This window comes from Nocardiopsis oceanisediminis (genome assembly GCF_048595525.1).
GTDB classification, from domain to species: Bacteria; Actinomycetota; Actinomycetes; order Streptosporangiales; family Streptosporangiaceae; genus Nocardiopsis_A; species Nocardiopsis_A oceanisediminis.
On sequence record NZ_JAFMZJ010000001.1, the window covers coordinates 5,014,776 to 5,033,038 of the forward strand.

At 73.3% G+C, this 18,263-nt stretch carries 17 protein-coding genes; 8 read left to right on the forward strand and 9 right to left on the reverse strand.

The window, feature by feature from the left end; translation table 11 throughout:
* Window positions 1-12: 12 nt before the first annotated feature.
* From J0910_RS21940 to J0910_RS21955, 4 genes are read right to left on the reverse strand one after another with little or no spacing between them, the layout of a single operon-like run.
* Window positions 13-342, reverse strand: a complete 330-nt coding sequence (locus J0910_RS21940) for a non-heme iron oxygenase ferredoxin subunit (protein ID WP_420160427.1) — start codon at window positions 340-342, stop codon at window positions 13-15.
* A complete protein-coding gene (gene sufD / locus J0910_RS21945) occupies window positions 335-1,504 on the reverse strand; it encodes a Fe-S cluster assembly protein SufD (protein WP_420160428.1) in 1,170 nt (389 codons plus the stop codon). The genes J0910_RS21940 and sufD overlap by 8 nt, the downstream gene beginning before the upstream one ends.
* Before the next feature lies 1 nt (window position 1,505).
* A complete protein-coding gene (gene sufB / locus J0910_RS21950) occupies window positions 1,506-2,918 on the reverse strand; it encodes a Fe-S cluster assembly protein SufB (RefSeq protein WP_420160429.1) in 1,413 nt (470 codons plus the stop codon).
* A gap of 19 nt (window positions 2,919-2,937) precedes the next feature.
* On the reverse strand, window positions 2,938-3,729 hold the full coding sequence (locus J0910_RS21955; protein ID WP_420160430.1) for a helix-turn-helix transcriptional regulator: 792 nt from the start codon (window positions 3,727-3,729) through the stop codon (window positions 2,938-2,940).
* A 323-nt stretch (window positions 3,730-4,052) separates the two neighbouring features.
* Between J0910_RS21955 and J0910_RS21960 the strand changes: the two genes are divergently transcribed.
* The 4 genes from J0910_RS21960 to J0910_RS21975 all read left to right on the forward strand — a co-directional run bounded on the left by J0910_RS21960 (window position 4,053) and on the right by J0910_RS21975 (window position 6,497).
* On the forward strand, window positions 4,053-5,003 hold the full coding sequence (locus J0910_RS21960) for an ABC transporter ATP-binding protein (RefSeq protein ID WP_420160431.1): 951 nt from the start codon (window positions 4,053-4,055) through the stop codon (window positions 5,001-5,003).
* Window positions 5,000-5,788, forward strand: a complete 789-nt coding sequence (locus J0910_RS21965) for an ABC transporter permease (protein ID WP_420160432.1) — start codon at window positions 5,000-5,002, stop codon at window positions 5,786-5,788. Before J0910_RS21960 ends, J0910_RS21965 begins: the two co-directional genes overlap by 4 nt.
* 135 nt (window positions 5,789-5,923) lie before the next feature.
* Window positions 5,924-6,088: a type II toxin-antitoxin system HicB family antitoxin gene (locus tag J0910_RS21970; protein WP_420160433.1), complete on the forward strand. Its 165-nt coding sequence runs from the start codon at window positions 5,924-5,926 to the stop codon at window positions 6,086-6,088.
* A 22-nt stretch (window positions 6,089-6,110) separates the two neighbouring features.
* The gene (locus J0910_RS21975; RefSeq protein ID WP_420160434.1) at window positions 6,111-6,497 is read left to right on the forward strand and encodes a hypothetical protein; all 387 of its coding nucleotides are present in this window, start codon (window positions 6,111-6,113) and stop codon (window positions 6,495-6,497) included.
* Here the strand turns inward: J0910_RS21975 and J0910_RS21980 are convergent.
* Window positions 6,478-7,698 carry an arginine deiminase gene (locus J0910_RS21980; protein ID WP_420160435.1) on the reverse strand — a complete coding sequence of 407 codons (1,221 nt, stop codon included), beginning with the start codon at window positions 7,696-7,698 and terminating at the stop codon, window positions 6,478-6,480. The genes J0910_RS21975 and J0910_RS21980 overlap by 20 nt on opposite strands.
* Before the next feature lie 118 nt (window positions 7,699-7,816).
* Here J0910_RS21980 and J0910_RS21985 point away from each other — a divergent pair, with 118 nt between their 5' ends.
* The gene (locus tag J0910_RS21985; protein WP_420160436.1) at window positions 7,817-8,749 is read left to right on the forward strand and encodes an EamA family transporter; all 933 of its coding nucleotides are present in this window, start codon (window positions 7,817-7,819) and stop codon (window positions 8,747-8,749) included.
* A 95-nt stretch (window positions 8,750-8,844) separates the two neighbouring features.
* On the opposite strand, the gene J0910_RS21990 is transcribed toward J0910_RS21985, so the two are convergent.
* On the reverse strand, window positions 8,845-10,140 hold the full coding sequence (locus tag J0910_RS21990; protein ID WP_420160437.1) for a hemolysin family protein: 1,296 nt from the start codon (window positions 10,138-10,140) through the stop codon (window positions 8,845-8,847).
* A 403-nt stretch (window positions 10,141-10,543) separates the two neighbouring features.
* On the opposite strand from J0910_RS21990, the gene J0910_RS21995 reads away from it, so the two are divergent.
* Window positions 10,544-11,662 (forward strand): hypothetical protein, encoded by a 1,119-nt coding sequence (locus J0910_RS21995; protein ID WP_420160438.1) that lies wholly within the window; start codon window positions 10,544-10,546, stop codon window positions 11,660-11,662.
* Between the two features lie 161 nt (window positions 11,663-11,823).
* Here J0910_RS21995 and J0910_RS22000 read toward each other — a convergent pair whose 3' ends face one another.
* Entirely contained in the window at window positions 11,824-12,510 is a 687-nt protein-coding gene (locus tag J0910_RS22000; RefSeq protein ID WP_420160439.1) for a TetR/AcrR family transcriptional regulator, read from the reverse strand.
* Window positions 12,511-12,622: 112 nt separating this feature from the next.
* Here J0910_RS22000 and J0910_RS22005 point away from each other — a divergent pair, with 112 nt between their 5' ends.
* Window positions 12,623-14,038, forward strand: coding sequence for an FAD-binding oxidoreductase (locus tag J0910_RS22005; protein WP_420160440.1), 1,416 nt, complete (start codon window positions 12,623-12,625; stop codon window positions 14,036-14,038).
* Window positions 14,039-14,649: 611 nt separating this feature from the next.
* Window positions 14,650-15,702 (forward strand): COX15/CtaA family protein, encoded by a 1,053-nt coding sequence (locus J0910_RS22010; RefSeq protein WP_420160441.1) that lies wholly within the window; start codon window positions 14,650-14,652, stop codon window positions 15,700-15,702.
* On the opposite strand, the gene J0910_RS22015 is transcribed toward J0910_RS22010, so the two are convergent.
* Both J0910_RS22015 and J0910_RS22020 read right to left on the reverse strand, forming a co-directional pair.
* The gene (locus J0910_RS22015) at window positions 15,653-16,957 is read right to left on the reverse strand and encodes a PrsW family intramembrane metalloprotease (RefSeq protein WP_420160442.1); all 1,305 of its coding nucleotides are present in this window, start codon (window positions 16,955-16,957) and stop codon (window positions 15,653-15,655) included. The genes J0910_RS22010 and J0910_RS22015 overlap by 50 nt on opposite strands.
* Before the next feature lie 37 nt (window positions 16,958-16,994).
* Window positions 16,995-17,957, reverse strand: a complete 963-nt coding sequence (locus J0910_RS22020; protein WP_420162050.1) for a heme o synthase — start codon at window positions 17,955-17,957, stop codon at window positions 16,995-16,997.
* Window positions 17,958-18,263 lie beyond the last annotated feature (306 nt).

An 18,263-nucleotide genomic window follows, 5' to 3' on the forward strand; every position in this document is an offset into this window, starting at 1 on the left:
CTGATTCAGGCCTCAGGAATTCTCGGTGTCCAGCGAGACGAGCACGTCATCGCCATCGATCTTGACTGCGTAGGTGGGTACCGGCTGGGTGGCGGGAGGGTTGATCGGCTTGCCGGAGGACAGTTCGAAGCAGGAGCCGTGCAGCCAGCACTCGATGGTGCCGTCCTCGACCTCCCCCTCGGACAGGTTGACCTCGGCGTGCGAGCAGATGTCGCTGATCGCGTACACCTCTCCCTCGCTGCGCACCACCGCGACCGGGGTATCGCCGACCTCCACGCCGAGCGCCCCCTCGTCGGGGACGTCGCCCAGCGTGCAGACCTTCACGAAACCGCCGTCACTCATGCTCGGCCAGCTTCTCTTCGACCTCGGCCATGATCCGGTCCCGCAGCTCGGGGACCTCGATCCGGTTGATGAGCTCGGCGAAGTAGCCGCGGATGACCAGGCGGCGGGCCTCGTCCTCGGGGATGCCCCGGGAGCGGAGGTAGAACAGGTGGATGTCGTCGAGCCGCCCGCTGGCGCTGGCGTGCCCGGCGCCCTCCACCTCACCGGTGAAGATCTCCAGGTTCGGCACGGAGTCGACCCGGGTGCCGTCGGTGAGCGCGAGGTTCCGGTTGTGCTCGTAGGAGTCGGTGCCCTCGGTGCCCTCGCCGATGATCACGTCGCCGATCCACACCGCGTGCGCGCCCTCCCCGCTGAGCGCGCCCTTGTACTCGACGCGGCTGCGGGTGTGCGAGATGTTGTGGTCGATCAGCGAGCGGTGCTCGTGGTGCTGGCCCTCGCCGCTGAAGTACAGCCCGTGCAGCTCGGCGTCGCCGCCGGTGCCGGTGTAGCCGACCTTCGGCGAGAGCCGGACCAGGTCGCCGCCGAGGGTGACCACGAAGCTCTTGAACTTCGCGTCCCGGCCGACCTTGGTGTACTGGTGGCCGACGTGCACCGCGTCGCGGTCCCAGTCCTGCAGGCTGATCACGGTGAGGCGGGCGCCGTCCTCGACGATGAACTCGACGTTGTCGGCGTAGACCGCGTCGCCGGCGTACTCCAGGACGACGGTGGCCTCGCTGTGCCGGCCCGCGCGGACCAGCACGTGGCCGTAGGCGTCGCCGTGCTCGTGCCCGGTGATCTTGATGAAGACCGGGTCGGCCGGCTTGGCGTCGACGGCCACCGTCACCACGGTGGCCTCGCCGAAGGAGCCGAAGTCGCGGAAGGCCAGGGCGGAGACCCGGTCGGTGGGCAGGAAGCTGGTGCCCAGCCGGGGGTCGCCGGAGGGCGCGGTCTCGTGGGTGACGCCCTCGGGGGCGGTCACGTCCACGGAGACCTTGCCGTCCTTGATGTCCCGGCCGTCGTGCAGGCCGCGCAGACGGCGCAGCGGGGTGAACCGCCATTCCTCCTCGCGCCCGTTCGGCACGGGGAAGGCGTCCACATCGAACGACCCGTGCACGTCGAGCCGGGAGACCGGGAGCTCGCCCGCTCCGTGGCTGTGCTCCTTGATTCCGAGATTGGCGGCCAACTTAACCAACCGCTCCTTCCATCTGCAGCTCGATGAGCCGGTTCAGTTCCAGCGCGTACTCCATCGGCAGCTCGCGCGCGATGGGCTCGACGAAGCCGCGCACGATCATCGCCATGGCCTCGTCCTCGTCCAGGCCGCGGCTCATCAGGTAGAAGAGCTGGTCCTCGCTGACCTTGGACACGGTGGCCTCGTGGCCGAGCTCCGTGTCGTCCTCGCGGATGTCGTTGTAGGGGTAGGTGTCCGAGCGGCTGATCGTGTCGATCAGCAGCGCGTCGCACTTGACCGTGGACTTGGCGCGGTCGGCGCCCTCCTGCACCTGGACCAGGCCCCGGTAGGAGGCGCGGCCGCCGCCGCGGGCCACCGACTTGGAGATGATGGTGGACGAGGTGTTCGGGGCGCAGTGCACCATCTTGGAGCCGGTGTCCTGGTGCTGGCCCTCGCCGGCGAAGGCGATGGACAGCGTCTCGCCCTTGGCGTGCTCGCCCATCAGGTAGACCGCGGGGTACTTCATGGTCACCTGGGAGCCGATGTTGCCGTCGATCCACTCCATGGTGGCGCCCTCGTAGGCGACGGCGCGCTTGGTGACCAGGTTGTAGACGTTGTTCGACCAGTTCTGGATGGTCGTGTAGCGGCAGCGCGCGTTCTTCTTGACGATGATCTCGACGACCGCGGAGTGCAGCGAGTCGGTCTTGTAGATCGGTGCGGTGCAGCCCTCGACGTAGTGCACGTAGGCGCCCTCGTCGACGATGATCAGCGTCCGCTCGAACTGGCCCATGTTCTCGGTGTTGATCCGGAAGTAGGCCTGCAGCGGGATCTCCACGTGCACGTTCTTCGGCACGTAGATGAACGACCCGCCGCTCCACACCGCGGTGTTGAGCGCGGCGAACTTGTTGTCGCCGGAGGGGATGACGCTGCCGAAGTACTCCTTGAAGAGCTCCGGGTGCTCCTTGAGCGCGGTGTCGGTGTCGAGGAAGAGGACGCCCTGCTCCTCCAGGTCCTCGCGGATCTGGTGGTAGACGACCTCGGACTCGTACTGCGCGGCGACACCGGCGACCAGGCGCTGCTTCTCCGCCTCGGGGATGCCCAGCTTGTCGTAGGTGTTCTTGATGTCCTCGGGCAGGTCCTCCCAGGAGGTGGCCTGCTTCTCCGTGGACCGCACGAAGTACTTGATGTTCTCGAAGTCGATCCGGGACAGGTCGGCACCCCAGGAGGGCATCGGCTTCTTGTCGAAGAGCTTCAGCGCCTTGAGCCGGGTGTTGACCATCCACTCCGGTTCGGACTTCTTCGTCGCGATGTCGCGGACGACCTCTTCGTTCAGGCCGCGCCGAGCGGAGGCGCCGGCCTCGTCGGAGTCGGCCCAGCCGTACTCGTATGTTCCGAGCCCTTCGAGCTCGGGGTGCGCGATAGACGTCATTACGCGGATCCTCCTGGACTCAGACGTCCTGTTGGTCTCGCCCGCCGTCGGCGGGGGTCTGGCGGGCCTGGGCGGTGCCACCGGCCTCGATGTCCCGGGGTGTCACGTGGGTGGTGCAGACGCCGTCGCCGTGGGCGATGGTCGCCAGCCGCCGCACCGGGGTCCCCAGCAGGCGGGCGAAGGCCTCCACCTCCGCCTCGCACAGCTCCGGGAACTCGGCCGCCACGTGCCCCACCGGGCAGTGGTGCTGGCAGAGCTGCTGTCCGCCGCCGGGCGCGGGCGCCTCGGCCGCGGCAGCCGCGTAGCCGTCGTTGGTCAGCGCCTCGGCGAGCCTGCGCACCCTCGCTTGAGGGGGCACGCCCTCCAGGAGCGGCCGGTAGCGGGCCTCCAGTTCGGCGACCTGGCGCCGCGCGAACTCGGTGACCGCCTCCGGTCCCGCCCGCTCCGCCAGGAAGCGGAGCGCGCTGGAGGCGAGGTCGTCGTAGCCGTGCACGAACGCGTCGCGCCCGGCTTCGGTGATCGCGAACACCCTGGCCGGCCGGCCGCGGCCCCGCCGCCCGATCGGCCGGGCGTCGCGGGCCTCCACGAGGCCCTCGCCCATGAGGTTGTCAAGGTGCCGGCGGATCGCCGCCGGCGTGAGCCCGAGCCGTTCCCCCAGGCTGGAGGCGGTGATCGGACCCTGTTCGAGGATGAGCCGGGCGACCCGCGCGCGCGTCCCGGTCTCGGCGCCCAGATCGGGCACCGCCGGAGTGCGCGCGGGATCGTGCGCGCCGCCCTCGCGCGCCCACTGTCCGCCGCTCACCTTTTTCACAACATCAGTGTGGCGTAAATAGTTCCGGTGGGGCAAACGGTGATCCATGCCATTCATCACCCAGGCAAGCCTTACCTTGCAGGCGTTTCACCCGCAGAGAGCGGTCCGTCACTCCGCACCGGGCCGCCGCCGGGCCCGAATTCTCTCGGCATGTGATACGGGGCGACCGGCATTCGGGACGGCCCCGGCGCCCCCGCACGTCCCGGTGGTGCGCTTCCGGCCCGGCCCGGCGGGGCACCGCGGGCGCGGAGCCCGGCCCGGCGGCGCCCCGCCGGGCCGGGCCGGTGCAGCCCCGCGGCGGGGCGCCCATAGACTCTGCTGCCATGGGAACACCCGCGGTCGAGGTCACCGACCTGGTCAAGAGGTACGGCGAGACCACCGCCGTCGCCGGACTGTCGTTCACCGCGCCCGCGGGCGCGGTGACCGCGCTGCTCGGCCCGAACGGCGCCGGCAAGACCAGCACGGTCGAGATCTGCGAGGGCTTCCGCCGCGCCGACGCCGGCGCGGTGCGGGTGCTGGGCATGGACCCGGTGGCCGACGCCGCCCGGCTCAAGCCCCGGGTCGGCGTGATGCTGCAGTCCGGCGGGGTGCCCACCGGCGCCCGCGCCGGCGAGTGGCTGCGCCTGATGGCCTCCTTCCACGCCCGCCCCATCGCCCCGGAGTCGCTGCTGGAGCGGCTGGGCCTGTCCTCGGTGGCGCGCACCCCGTTCCGCCGGCTCTCCGGCGGCCAGCAGCAGCGGCTGTCGCTGGCCGCGGCGGTGGTCGGCCGCCCCGAGGCGGTCTTCCTGGACGAGCCCACCGCCGGGCTGGACCCGCAGGCCCGCCACGCCACCTGGGACCTGGTCGCCGAGCTGCGCGACGCCGGGGTGGCCGTGCTGCTGACCACGCACTACATGGAGGAGGCCGAGCGGCTGGCCGACCGGGTGGTGATCATCGACGCCGGCCGGGTGGTCGCCGACGGCAGCACCTCCGAGCTCACCCGGGCCCGCCAGGAGCTGCGCTTCGAGGCCCGCTCCGGGCTGGACGCCGAGGCGCTGCGCAGCGCCCTGCCCGAGGGGACCCGGGTCGAGGTCCGCGCGGAGGGCGCCGGCGGGCGGACCGCCTGCGCCGTCTCCGGGGAGGGCCCCGGCGACCGCATCGGCCCGGAGCTGGTCGCCACGGTCAGCACCTGGTGCGCCGCCAACGGCGTCGACCCCGAGGGGCTGCGCGTGCAGAGCCGCACCCTGGAAGACGTCTTCCTCGAACTGACCGGACGCGAGCTGCGAGAACCATGACCTCAACCGCCGGGACCTCCCCGTTCACCCCGTCGCCGGGCGCCGCCCCGCTGCACCGGATGGTCGCCGCCCAGGCCGGCATGGAGCTGCGCGTCATGCTCCGCAACGGCGAGCAGCTGCTGCTCACCATGGTCATCCCGGTGCTACTGCTGGTCGGCTTCAGCACCACCGGCGTGCTCGACCTGGGCTCCGGGCCGCGCGTCGACTTCCTCACCCCGGGCGTGCTGGCCCTGGCGGTGCTCTCCACGGCCTTCACCGGCCAGGCCATCGGCACCGGCTTCGAGCGCCGCTACGGCGTGCTCAAGCGGCTCGGCGCGTCCCCGCTCTCCCGGTTCGGGCTGCTCGCCGCCAAGACCCTGGCGGTGCTGGCGGTGGAGGCGCTGCAGTTCCTGGTCATCGGGGCCACCGCGGTGCTGCTCGGCTGGCGCCCCGCGGCCGACCCGGCCGGGCTGGCCTACTGCCTGCTGCTGGTGCTGCTGGGCACCGCGGCGTTCAGCTCGCTGGCCCTGCTGATGGCGGGCACCCTGCGCGCCGAGGCCACCCTGGCCGCGGCCAACCTGGTCTACGTGGTCCTGCTCGGCCTGGGCGGGGTGGTCTTCGCCACCGACCGCTTCCCGGACGCGGTCCAGCCGCTCCTCCAGGCCCTCCCGGTCACCGCCCTGGCCGAGGGCCTGCGCGCGGTCCTCGCCGACGGCGCCGCCCCGGCCCTGGCCCCGGTCGCGGTCCTGGCCCTGTGGACCGCGGCCGGCGCGGCCCTCGCGGCCCGCTTCTTCCGCTGGGAGTGACTCCCGGCCGGAAGACCCGCCGTACCGGCGGCCGGCCCGGCATCCTGGTGCCGGCGGTCCTGGCGCGGCTGGAAGGGCGCGAATGAACAACCGGTACGTGATCCTCGTTGAACGCGGCCACGGCGGCTACGGGGCATGGTGCCCCCCGACCTCCCCGGCTGCGTGGCCCTGGGGGACACCGTGGACGAGGCCGTCGAGGAGATGCGCGGGGCGATCGGCTTCCACCTCGACGGGCTCCGCGCCGAGGGCCTGCCGGTCCCCCTGCCCTCCACCGTCGCCGCCTCGGTGCAGGCCTCCTGAGCCGTCGCCGTAGGGTGTGCCGGTGGAGTTCATCGGCGTTCCCTGGGTTGCGGTGGTGCGGGCGGTCGGGCCCGCCGCGGTGCTGTTCGCGGTCGGCGCGGTGCTGCTGGTGCGGCGGCGGCCGGCCCGGCGCGGGCTGGTGTGGGCCGCGCTGGCGGTGCAGCTCGGCGCGGCGGCGCTGCCGTTCGCCTGGCTGCTGGCCCAGGCCGGCGCCGGGGTCGGCGGGCGCACCGAGGTCGGGCTGGCGATGATCCTGGTGCAGCCCGGACTGGAGGCGGCCGCGTGGGCGCTGCTGCTGGTCGCGGCGGTCGGCGGGGCGCGGCGGCCGCGGGCCCTCCGGGGGCGGCCCGCGCCCGGGGAGGCGCCGGCCGCCGAACCCGCGGAGCCGCTCACGGATCCCGTTCGATAGGGCAGGTCATGCAGTGCGGGCCGCCGCGGCCGCGGCCCAGCTCGCCGCCGCTGATGGTGAGCACCTCGACCCCGCTGGCCCGCAGGTGGGCGTTGCTGGTCATGTTCCGCTCATAGGCGACCACCACCCCCGGCTCCAGGGCGAAGACGTTGCAGCCGTCGTCCCACTGCTCGCGCTCGGAGGAGAAGACGTCCTGGGTGGGGGTGAGCACCTTCAGCCGGTCCACCCCGGCGGCCTCGGCGATCACCCGGTACATGTCCTCCGGCGGGTGGTCGGTGACCTTGAGCTCCGCGCCGTCCCCGCCGGGCTCGATGGTGAACGACGGCAGCAGCCCCAGGCCCGCGTAGGCGGTGAACACGCCCCGGTCCACGTTGGTCATCACGGTGTCCAGGTGCATCACCGCGCGGGCGTGCGGCATCCGCAGGCAGACCAGGCGCTCCGCGCCGCCCCGGGCGAACATCTCCCGGGCCAGCAGCTCCACGGCCTGCGGCCGGGTCCGCTCCCCCATTCCCACCAGCACCGACGCGTTGCCGATCGGCATCACGTCGCCGCCTTCGATGGTGGCGGGGGCGTGCACCCGGCCCCGGTTCCAGACCTCGAACCCGGCCCCGGCGAACATCGGGTGCCACCGGTAGACCGCCTCGTAGTGGATGGTCTCCCGGCGCCGGGCCTTCTTGCGCATCTGGTTGATCGACACCCCGCCGTACAGCCAGCAGGAGGTGTCCCGGGTGAACAGGTGGTTGGGCAGCGGGTCGAGGACGAAGTCGTCCGGCCCCAGGGAGTGCAGCCACAGCGAGGAGGGGTCCGCCGAGCGCTCCAGGATCTCGGCCTTGGTGATGCCGCCGATGAGGAAGCGGCGCAGCTCCTCGTCGCCCATCTCGTCCAGGGCGGCGCGCAGCGGGCCGGCGGCCCGCGGGCCGTGGAAGCGCTCGTCCACCACCTCGCCCAGGATGAAGGCGCGGGCCTCGGGCACCGCCAGCACCTCTTGGAGCAGCTCGTGGAAGTAGTGCACCGCGACGCCGTGCTCGCGCAGCAGGGCGGCGAAGGCGTCGTGCTCCTCCCGGGCCCGCTTCACCCACAGCACGTCGTCGAAGAGGAAGGCGTCCTTGTTCGACGGGGTGAGCCGCTTGAGTTCGAGGCCGGGGCGGTGCACGATGACCTGCCGCAGGCGCCCCACCTCCGATGCGACGCGGAAGACCATGCGCTCCCCTCTCCTGGGTTCCGGCTGCTCCGGACGAAGGCTGCATTCCCCCGGGGGCGCCGGTGAACCGGGGGCGGCGGGAGCGGGCGGTGCGCCCCAAGACCTAGGATGATCGGTCGTGACCGCCGAAGCAGCCTCCGGCCGCCCCGAGTACCCGGGCCGGCCGCTCCTCTCCAACCCGTTCACCGCCGGGCGCCTGCGCGGGATCGCCGACAACATCCCGCCCACCTGGATGGTGCTGGTCGGCATCGTGTCGGTGCAGGCCGGCGCCGGCATCGCGAAGAACCTGTTCGGGGTGCTCCCGCCGAGCGCGGTGGTCTGGCTCCGGCTGCTCACCTCCGCGGTGGTGCTCGTCGCCCTGGCCCGGCCGGTGCTGCGCGGGCACTCGCGCGCCGACTGGGCGGTGGCGGTCGCCTTCGGCCTCTCCCTGGCCACCATGAACTACGCGCTCTACCAGGCGATCGCCCGGATCCCGCTGGGCATCGCGGTGACCATCGAGTTCCTCGGCCCGCTCACCGTGGCCATCCTGGGCTCGCGGCGCCGGATCGACGTGCTGTGGGTGCTGCTGGCCGGGACCGGCGTGGTGCTGCTGGGGCGCAGCGACGGCGACATCACCGCGGCCGGCGTCGGCTTCGCCCTGCTCGCCGCGGCGGCCTGGGCCTCCTACATCCTGCTCAGCGCGGCCACCGGCCGGCGCTTCGCCGGCACCTCCGGGCTGGCCATCGCCAGCGTGGTGGGCGCCTTCGCGATGGCGCCGGCCGGCGTCGCCGAGGGCGGGGCGGCGCTGCTCGACTGGCGGCTGCTGCTGATCGGCCTGGCGGTGGGCCTGCTCTCCTCGGTGGTGCCGTACTCGCTGGAGATGCAGGCACTGCGCCGGATGCCGACCCGGGTGTTCGGCATCCTGATGAGCCTGGAGCCGGCGGCGGCCGCGCTGGTCGGCCTGGCGCTGCTGGGCGAGGTGCTCTCCGGGTGGCAGTGGCTGGCCATCGGCTGCGTGGTCGCGGCCAGCGTCGGCGCCACCCGCGGCCGGCGCGCCCCCGACCCGGCCTGACTCCGCCTCCATCCCGGCGATCTTGGAGCTGCGGGGCCGTCAGAGCGCTCTGATGGCCCCGCGGCTCCAAGATCGCCGCGGGAGGGGAGGGCGGGTCAGCGGGCGGCGTCCTCCCCGGCCTCGGCCACGTCGGGGGTGAGGATCACCTCGGTGACGGCGCGGCCCTCGGTGGCCGCGACCAGCGCCAGCCAGCCGCCGATGTCGACGGTCTCGCCGGGCGCCTCGGGGATGTGCCCGAGGTGCGCGATGACCAGCCCGGCGACCGTGACGTAGGAGCCGTCCGGCAGGTCCTCCGGGTGGACGCCGACGTCGGGCAGGTCGTGCACCGGGAAGGTGCCGGGCAGCCGGATCGAGCCGTCCTCCAGCCGGGTGGCGCCCCGGACGTCGGAGTCGGTCTCGTCGTAGATCTCCCCGACGATCTCCTCCAGCAGGTCCTCCAGGCTGACGATGCCGGCCACCTCCCCGGCCTCCCCGATGACCACCGCCAGCTGCTGCCGCTCGGCGGTCATCCGCTGGAACGCGGCGGGCACCCCCAGGGTGTCGGGGAGCAGCATCGGCGGCCGGGCCACCGCTCCCGCCTGGTCGTCGTTGAGCAGCAGGTCGCACCAGTGCACCACGCCCACCACGTCGTCCAGCTCGTCGCCCTGGACCACCGGGGCGCGGCTGTGCCCGCGCTCGGCGAGGGTCCGCGCCGCCTCCCGGGAGGGCGTGGCGGCGGAGACCGCGTCGACCTCCCGGCGCGGCACCAGGACGTGCCGGAGCCGCCGCTGGGACAGCTCCAGGGCACCGGTGATGATGGTGCGCTGGGTCGGCGTCATGCCCCGGTGCCCGGAGACCATGTCGCGCAGCTCCTCCTCGCCGATCTCCTCCTCGCCCCGGGACCGGGGGTCCCCGCCGAGCACCCGGACGACCAGGTCGGTGGCGATGCCGAGCAGCCACACCACCGGCCGGGAGAGGGCGCCCAGCAGATCCAGCGGGCGCGCGGCCAGCACCGCCCAGGCCTCGGCCCGCTGCATGGCGATGCGCTTGGGCGCGAGCTCGCCGAAGACCAGGGTGAAGAAGGTGAGCACCACGGTGACCAGCACGACCGCGACCGGACCGGCGGCGTCGCCGAGGAACCCGAGCGGGCCGACCAGCGGCTGCGCCAGGGTGACCGCGGCCGTCGCCGAGGCGAGGAACCCGGCCAGGGTGATGCCGATCTGGATGGTGGCCAGGAACCGGTTGGGGTCGCGGGCCAGCCGCGCCACCGCCCTGCCCCCCGGCCCGCCGGCCTCCAGCCGCGCGATCTGCCCCGCGCGCAACGTGACCAGCGCTATCTCGGTCCCGGCCAGAGCGGCGTTGACCACCACCAGCAGCACGACGAGACCGATCTGGGCCGCATAGCCCCCCATGGCCGAGCCTCCCGGCGGCTGCCGCGTACTGCGCTTCCGCGGCCGCTGAGACCGGATGCATTCCCGCTGCGGTGCCTCGTCATGCCGGGCGGCACCGCAGTACCCGGGATCGGCCGCCACGGCTCCGACGGCCCTTCGGTCGGTGCCGGGCTCGGCCCCTCACCCCCGGTGCGGCACGGGCGGCACTACCGGTTCGCCCAGCGCCGACCCCGCGGGAGAGCGCCCAGGCGAACGACGGCGCCGACTTCGCCTTTTTGGTCCTGGTATGAGCCCTGACCTGGAATTCCAGACCCGACGAACAAGGTTTGAAGCCCCAGCCGACCGAACACGCCGTCCCTCGTGGCCGACCATGCGCCACCCGAGCGAAAGCCTCCGCCCACACCAAGGGAGCTGAGACCCGCCCATGACCGACCAGACCACCGCGAGCAAGGCGCCTGTTCCCGCCGCTCGCGGCGACGAGCCCGACCTGGACTACATCGAACCCACGATCGGCAAGGTCTACCGCATCCTGTCCCCCGCCAACGGGAAGTACCTGACCGGCGGTCTGATCGAATCCGCAGAGACCGCGTTCCACTACGTCTTCTTCTGCACCGACCCGACCACCAGCAAGTACATGATCAGCAACGTCCGCCGGACGGAGGAACCCACCCACCCGGGCCGACTGCTCGTCCGCACCCATAACGGCAGGGACCAGGTGGACCCCGACATCGCTGCCCTGCTTCCCGAACACCTCGAGAGCCGGAACGATGCGATCTGGCAGCTGGAGGACGCGGGCAACGGGAGCTTCCGGCTGTGGATGCCCTCCGCGGCCAAGTACGCCATGGTGGTGGGAGACGGGGAGCGCTACGTCGGGTTGGGCGACAAGGGCGAGGGCGACGACCTGTTCAAGCTGGAGGAGGTCGGCGCCTTCCCGGAGGTGGTGGCGCTGTCCCGGATCAAGCCGCCGGAGTTCGAAGCCCCGAAGCTGAAGAGCTACAACCCGCCGCCCCTCTACAGCGACCCGCAGAAGTGCGGCGAGGTCGCCGTTCCCTGGTTCGTGGTGGCCCAGGACGGCGGCAAGGACGACCACTGGCGAGCCGAGCACACGCCCTACTACATCATCCGCCGCTGGTCCCGCTGGCAGTCCGATAAATTCGACATCCTCAAGAAGACCGAGACCAGGCAACGCACCTGGTCGGTGACCTGGGGCGTGACCAAGGAGAAAGCCCAGGAGATCGACCGGACCATGAACATGAGCGTGACCGCCGAGGCGGGGTTCGGCTTCAAAGGCATCAGCGCCAGCGTCAGCAGCACCGTCTCCTACGGGCTGAGCGTCAGGACCAGCGAGAAGTGGTCGGAGTCCTACTCCAAGCAGGACGGCGGCAGCTACCAGATCGGCCCCTACGCCAACGCCGACATGGCCGTGTGCGACTTCTACCGCCAAGACGTGTACTACCTGCACCGATCCGAGGGGCAGGAGATCTACCAGTTCCCCGTGACCTTCCCGAACAGCCGAGTGGGACGCACCTACACCGACAAGTAGCCGCGGCGGGTACTACCCGGTAGGTGGCGAGCGCCCCGCAGACGGCCTGCTCATCATGGGCTCGGCCACCCGGTACCGGGCCGAAGGCGAATGCTGCCCGCGGGGTGGGCATCTCTCCCCGCCCCGGGGGCTCCGGCGGCCTCCCGGGGCGGTCCGGCCGCTCAGGCGGTTCGGAGGTGCCGGGCGATGCCGTCGAGGACGCGGGCCAGGCCGAAGCCGAACTCGGCGTCGGGGCCCGGCGCGCCCCGGTCGCCGGTCAGTTCCGCGACTGCGGCGGCGAGCCGGGGATGGTCCGCGGCGGAGTCCCCGCCCGGGTCGAACCGCTCCCTCCAGTGGCGGGCGATGTCCGGCGGCTCGGGCGGCGGCGCCCCGCCCTCGGGCATCCAGGCCAGGGCGAGGCCCCGGCCGTAGGAGGCGACGGTCCCCAGCAGGTGCAGCCGCTCGGCCGACCCGAGGCCGAAGCCGTCCAGTGCGGCCAGCGTCCACTCCATCGCGGCGCGCGAGTTGGAGCCGAGGTGCGGGCGGGTGCCGGCCGCCGCCGCGACCAGCCACGGATGCGCACGGTAGGAGCGCCAGTCCTGCCATGCCGCCGCCTCCAGCGCCTCGCGCCAGGAGGAGGGACGGGGCTCGGGGTAGGGGAAGCGGCCGGCGACCTCGTCGACCATCAGCTCCAGCAGCTCGCCGCGGCCGCTGACGTGACGGTAGACGGCCATTCCGGAGGTGCCGAGCCGCCCGCCGAGCCTGCGGGTGGAGACGGCGTCCAGGCCCTGCTCGTCGGCGAGGGCGATGGCGGCCTCCACGATCAGCGGGACGCTCAGCGCCCGCCGTTCCCGGTGCTCCGGTGTCATCGGCGCGGTCCCCCTTCGGCGGCTTGCGGCGGTGTCCGGGACGAGTGTACGGTGCAAACCGGTCTTGTTTGCACTGCAAACAAAGAGAGGCGACGTCCCTGGGAAGGCGACCATGACCGCAGAACCCCGCCCCTCGGCCGCACCGGCCGCCGCGCTCTCCGCGTGGCGGGCCGCCCTGGACGGCGAGGTGCTGCTGCCCGGCGAGCCCGGCTTCGCCGAGGCCGCCGCCCAGGACGGCGGCACCGCGGCGCCGACCGCGATCGCCCGGCCCGCGACGGCGGCGGACGTCGCACGGACGGTGCGCTTCGCCGCCGGGAGCGGGCTGCCCCTGTCGGTCCGCGGCGGCGGCCACGGCGCGTTCGCCGCCCGCCCCGGCGCGGTGCTGGTGCTGCTGTCCCGGCTGGACGCCGTCGAGGTCCGCGGCGGCGGCCGCGTGGACGTCGGCGGCGGCGCCGTGTGGCGGCAGGTCGCCCGGGCGCTGCAGCCGCACGGGCTGGCGCTCAGCTCGGGCGACACCGACAGCGTCGGGGTGGGCGGGCTCGCGCTCACCGGCGGCGTGGGGTGGCTGGTGCGCCGGCACGGGCTGACCCTGGACAACCTGCTCGCCGCCGAGGTGGTGACGGCGGCCGGCGAGGTGCTGCACACCGACGCCGAGCACCACCCCGACCTGTTCTGGGCGCTGCGGGGCGGCGGCGGGAACTTCGGCGCGGTCACCCGGTTCACCTTCCAGGCGCACCCGCTGCCCGCCGTCCACTACGGCACCGTGACCGCGGTCAGTCCGTCCCGGGAGAGCCTGGCCGCCCTGCTCCGCGGGTGGCGCGACGCCATGCGCGGCGCCGACGAGCGGCTGAACTCCACCCTCTTCGCCATGCCCGCCGAAGGCGGCGCGCCGGCGAACTGCCAGATCTTCACCGTCTGGGGCGGCGATGACCGGTACCGGGCCCGCGCCGCCGTCGCGCCCCTGCTCGAGCTGCCCGGGATCGTCCGCACCCGGTTCGAGCGCCGCTCCTACGCCTCGGTGCTCGAGGACGGGGGCGAGCCCGACGGCCTGGAGGACGTGGTGGAGCACGCCCTGGCGGACGCGCCCGGGGCCGGCCACGACGACGTCGTCGTGGAGGAGCGCAACGCCTTCCTCCGGCTCGACGACGCGGTGGTCGACGGCCTGGCCGGCCTGGTCGGGCAGGCCCCCGGGTCGATCCTGGCCGTCCGCGCCCTCGGCGGCGCGTTCGGCCGGGTGGCGCCCACCGCGACCGCGTTCGGCTGGCGGGACGCCGAGGCGCTGGCGGTCTTCACCGGGGTCCTCCCGCCGGGGAGCGGCGCCGGCGACGTCGCCCGGCTGGAGAGGGCCTGGTCCGCGATCGGGAAGGGGCATGGGACCTACGGCAACTTCCACGAGCGCGCCGACGGCGACCCGTTCGCCCTCGGCGTCTACGCCCCGGTCAACGCCGAGCGGCTGCGCAGGGCCAAGCGCGCCTGGGACCCGGGCAACCTCTTCTCCGGCAACCACAACATCGACCCGGCCGGATGAGCCGGGCCAGCGCACCGCCCAGGCGGTCCCCGAGGTCCAGGCGGGCGAGATGCGGAGCCGGCCGCGGGGCGGTCCCGCCACGGCCAGCAGTGCGGCGAAGACCAGGGAGACCGGGAAGGCGAGGCAGAGGAGCCGTTCCCGGCCCGTCGACCAGATCCCGGTGTCGATGCCGAAGGCGGCGCAGAAGGCCGACGCGAACGCCACCAGGGCGCCGATCCGGTAGGGGGCGGGGACGCTGCGCACTCTGAAGTACGTCCCGGAGGCCAGAGCGGCGGCGCCTGCGACGGGAAGGCGGATGAGCAGGTTCTCGGCCATCGGTGCGGGGTAGCCGCTGTGCACCGGCATGAGCCGGCCGAGGACGGCGGTGGACGCCGCCGGAACGTGGACGAAGGCCGCGACGGCCGCGTCCGAGGCGCGGAGCTCTCGGGGCGGGTCCGGGGGCCTGGGGAGCTGCGGTCATGCCGGGTCCGCCCCCGCGGCGCCGCCGGGCGTTCCCTCTCGGCCGGACCCGGCCGCGGCGGCGGGCGCCTCCCGCTCTCCCGTCGGCGCAGGCCACACGGTCCCGGCGCCCCGGATCCAGGCGCCCCCGAGAATCTACTACGCTCTGTCGTATGCTGATCGACGCTGGTCCGGGCCCGGTGGCGGCCGAAGAGATCGAGATCCTGTCCCTGCCGCTGTGGGCCTGGCAGGTGGCCTTCGCGGTGGTCGGCGTGGTGGCGCTGGCGCTGCTCGCCCGGACCGTGTGGCGGCCCACGACCGCGTCGCTGCGCTGGTGGGCGCTGGGCAACATCGTGGTCAACGCGGGGATCGCGGTCACCGGGGCCACCGTGCGGGTGACCTCCTCCGGGCTGGGCTGCTCGGAGTGGCCCAAGTGCACCGAGGACAGCTTCGTCCCGGTGGGCACCGACCACTCGGCGTTCAACGCCGCCATCGAGTTCGGCAACCGGACGCTGACCTTCCTGGTGCTGGCCGTGGGGGTCATCGTCTTCATCGCGACGCTGCGGCTCCGGCCGCGCCGCCGGGACCTGCGGGTGATGGCGACGGTCATCCCGCTGGGCGTGCTGGGCCAGGCCGTGGTCGGCGGGATCACCGTCTGGAGCGACCTGCACCCGGCGTCGGTCGCCTCGCACTTCCTGCTCTCCGCGCTGGTGGTCGTGGTGGCCGTCGCCTACTACGTGCGCTGCCGGGAGCCCGAGGGGGTGCTGCGGCCCACCGTCGGCCCGGCCGCCCGGACCCTGGCCACCGCGCTGGTGCCGGTGGGCTTCGCGCTGCTGGTCGCGGGGACCGTGGTCACCGGCACCGGGCCGCACGGCGGCGACGCCGAGGCGCCCCGGTGGGGCTTCGACCTGGTGCTGGTGACCCGGGTGCACTCGGTGCTGGCCTGGGCGGTGCTGGCCGGCGCGCTGGCCATGGCGGTGCTGACCCTGCGGGACCGCTCGCGGACCGCCCGGGTGCAGAGCCTGCTGCTGCTCGGGACGGTGCTGCTGCAGGGCGCGGTCGGCTACGTCCAGTACTTCCTCGGCCTGCCCGAGTGGCTGGTGGTGCTGCACGTGCTCGGGTCCGCGCTGGTGTGGATCGCGATCCTGCGGCTCTACTTCGGCACCGCCGAGCGGGTCAGCGCCCCGGAGGCCGCCCCGGAGGTGCCTGCGGAGGCGGTCCGCTGAACCCGCGGCGCGCCTGCGCCTCCGCGATGACGTGCGAGAAGTCCGAGCGGCGCAGGAAGCCGGAGTCGGTCGCCGAGGGGGCCCAGGCCGGTGTCGCGGGCGCCTGCACCCGGCCCAGGAACGCCTCCCGGGCCACGTGCATCAGCGCCAGGAACGCGTCCCGGCGGCCCTCCCAGCGTGGGCGGGCCACGCCGCGGTCCAGGCGCTGGTGCAGCAGCGCCAGCTCGGTGGCGGCCAGCTGGTAGTCCTGCATCGCCCGGCGGCCGCGCACCCCGGCGTTGCGCGAGGCCCAGGCGCGGGCGGCGCGCCGCCCGCCCATGCTGCTCAGCATCCTGATGTCGGCCGGTGCGACCAGGCCGGTGGGGATGTAGGGCGGCAGGTAGTGGGAGATGGCCGCGATCTGGCGGCGGCGGTCCTGCACCGCGACGCCGATGATCGCCACCAGCACGAAGAACAGCACCAGGTAGGCGGCGCCCAGGCCGTACCAGCCGAAGATGGTCGAGCCGTTCCACAGCGCGTGCAGCAGCACCGCGCCCACCCAGCCGGCCACCGGGGCGACCAGCCGCATCGGGCCGCGGCGCATCGCCGCGTAGGCGACGCCCAGGCCGATCATCGCGGTGTAGATCGGGTGGCCGAACGGGCCGATCAGGCCGCGCAGCACGAAGGTGAACGCCAGGCCGAAGAACCCCTCCTCGAAGTAGGAGGTGAGGAAGTACAGCACGTTCTCGGTGAAGGCGAAGCCGGTGGCGACCATGCCCGCGTAGATGACGCCGTCGGTGTAGGAGTCGATCTCGTAGCGCCGCCGCCACAGCAGCAGGACCAGCACCAGGCCCTTGGCGCTCTCCTCCACCACCGGGGCGCCCACCGCGGTGCTGATGTAGGTGCCCGCGTCCGTGCCGAACAGCGGCACCGTGCCCAGCTGCATGCCTGCGGTGTTGAGGACGAGCGAGGCACCGACCGCCACGCCCGCGCCCCACAGGAACGCGAAGAGCAGCATGGACCCGGGCTCGGGCTCCAGCCGGTCCAGCATCAGGATCAGCGGGATCAGGATCGCCACCGGGATGACCGCGGCGACCAGGCTGACCAGGAACCCGACGACGCCGGAGACGCCGCCGGTGACCAGGCCGGAGAGCAGCAGGTAGCCGAGCATCCCCAGGGTGCACAGGACACTGATGAAAATACCGATGAGCAGGCCGTAGGACCTGCTCCCCGGTTTGCGGCCTTCGAGAATGGCCTTGCTGTCGAGAGCGGGCATGCCCCCAGATCGTAACGGCTCCGGAGGGCCGCCCAGGTCAGCCGAGCCAGCCGCGCAGCAGCGGGTCGATCGTCACCGCGGTGAACAGCAGCGCCAGGTAGGCGTTGGACAGGTGGAAGAAGCCCATCGTCTTGAGCTTGGCCCCGGAGACGCCGGCCCGGCTGGCCGCCAGCAGGCGGTGCGCCTGCACCAGCAGCACCGCGCCCAGCACCGCGGCGACCGCCAGGTAGAACAGGGTGGTCTGGGCGACCGGCCAGAGCAGCACCGAGGTGAGCACCGTGGCCCAGCTGTAGAGCACGCACTCCAGCAGCACCCGCTGGTCGGTGGCGACCACCGGGAGCATCGGCACCTTCGCCGCCGCGTAGTCCTCCCGGTAGCGCATCGCCAGCGCCCAGGTGTGCGGCGGGGTCCAGAAGAAGACCACCAGGAACAGGATGAACGGCGCCCAGTCCAGCCGCTCGGTGATCGCGGCCCAGCCGATCAGCACCGGCATGCACCCGGCGATGCCGCCCCACACCACGTTCTGCGCGGTGCGCCGCTTGAGCAGCATGGTGTAGACGAAGATGTAGAACAGGATCGCGAACAGCGACAGGGCCGCCGACAGCCAGTTCACGAAGAGCGCGAACCCGCCGGTGGACAGCGCCGCCAGGACCAGCCCGTAGACCATCGCCCCGCGCGGGGTGACCTGGTCCATCGCCACCGGGCGGCGCCGCGTGCGGCGCATCTCCTGGTCGATGTCGCGGTCGATGTAGCAGTTGATGGCGTTGGCGCTGGCCGCGGAGAAGGTACCGAAGACCAGGGTGGCCAGCGCGATGCCCAGCGGCGGCACCCCGCCGGCCGCAACGAACATCACCGGGATCGTGGTGATCAGCAGCAGCTCGATGACCCGGGGCTTGGACAGCGCGACGTAGGCCCGGACATAGGCGCCGAAGGGCGCCCGGCGCCCCGGCCCGCCGCTCTCGCCGGCGCCGCTCCCGGAGGACCGCTCCCCCTGGGGCACCCGCTCTACGGACAATGACACGCTGTACCTCGAAGAAATAGGGATCTGCACTGCTCGCCACAGCGGGATCCGGGGCATCTCCGGCAGCCGGCCAAGAGCCCGTAAAACCCCGTCGACGACATACTGTAGTACTGCCTCCGCCGCCCCCTCGACCGGGGCTCGCCCAGCGCCCCGCCTCCCGCGGCCGCTCCGGGCCCGCGGGGCCCGCCGCCGGGCCGGCCTGCCCGGCCCCGCTCTTGCCGGGCCGCTTGCCCGCGCACCGGCGGCCCTTTCCCTCCGGCCCGCCGCCCTTTGCCCCCGGTTGAC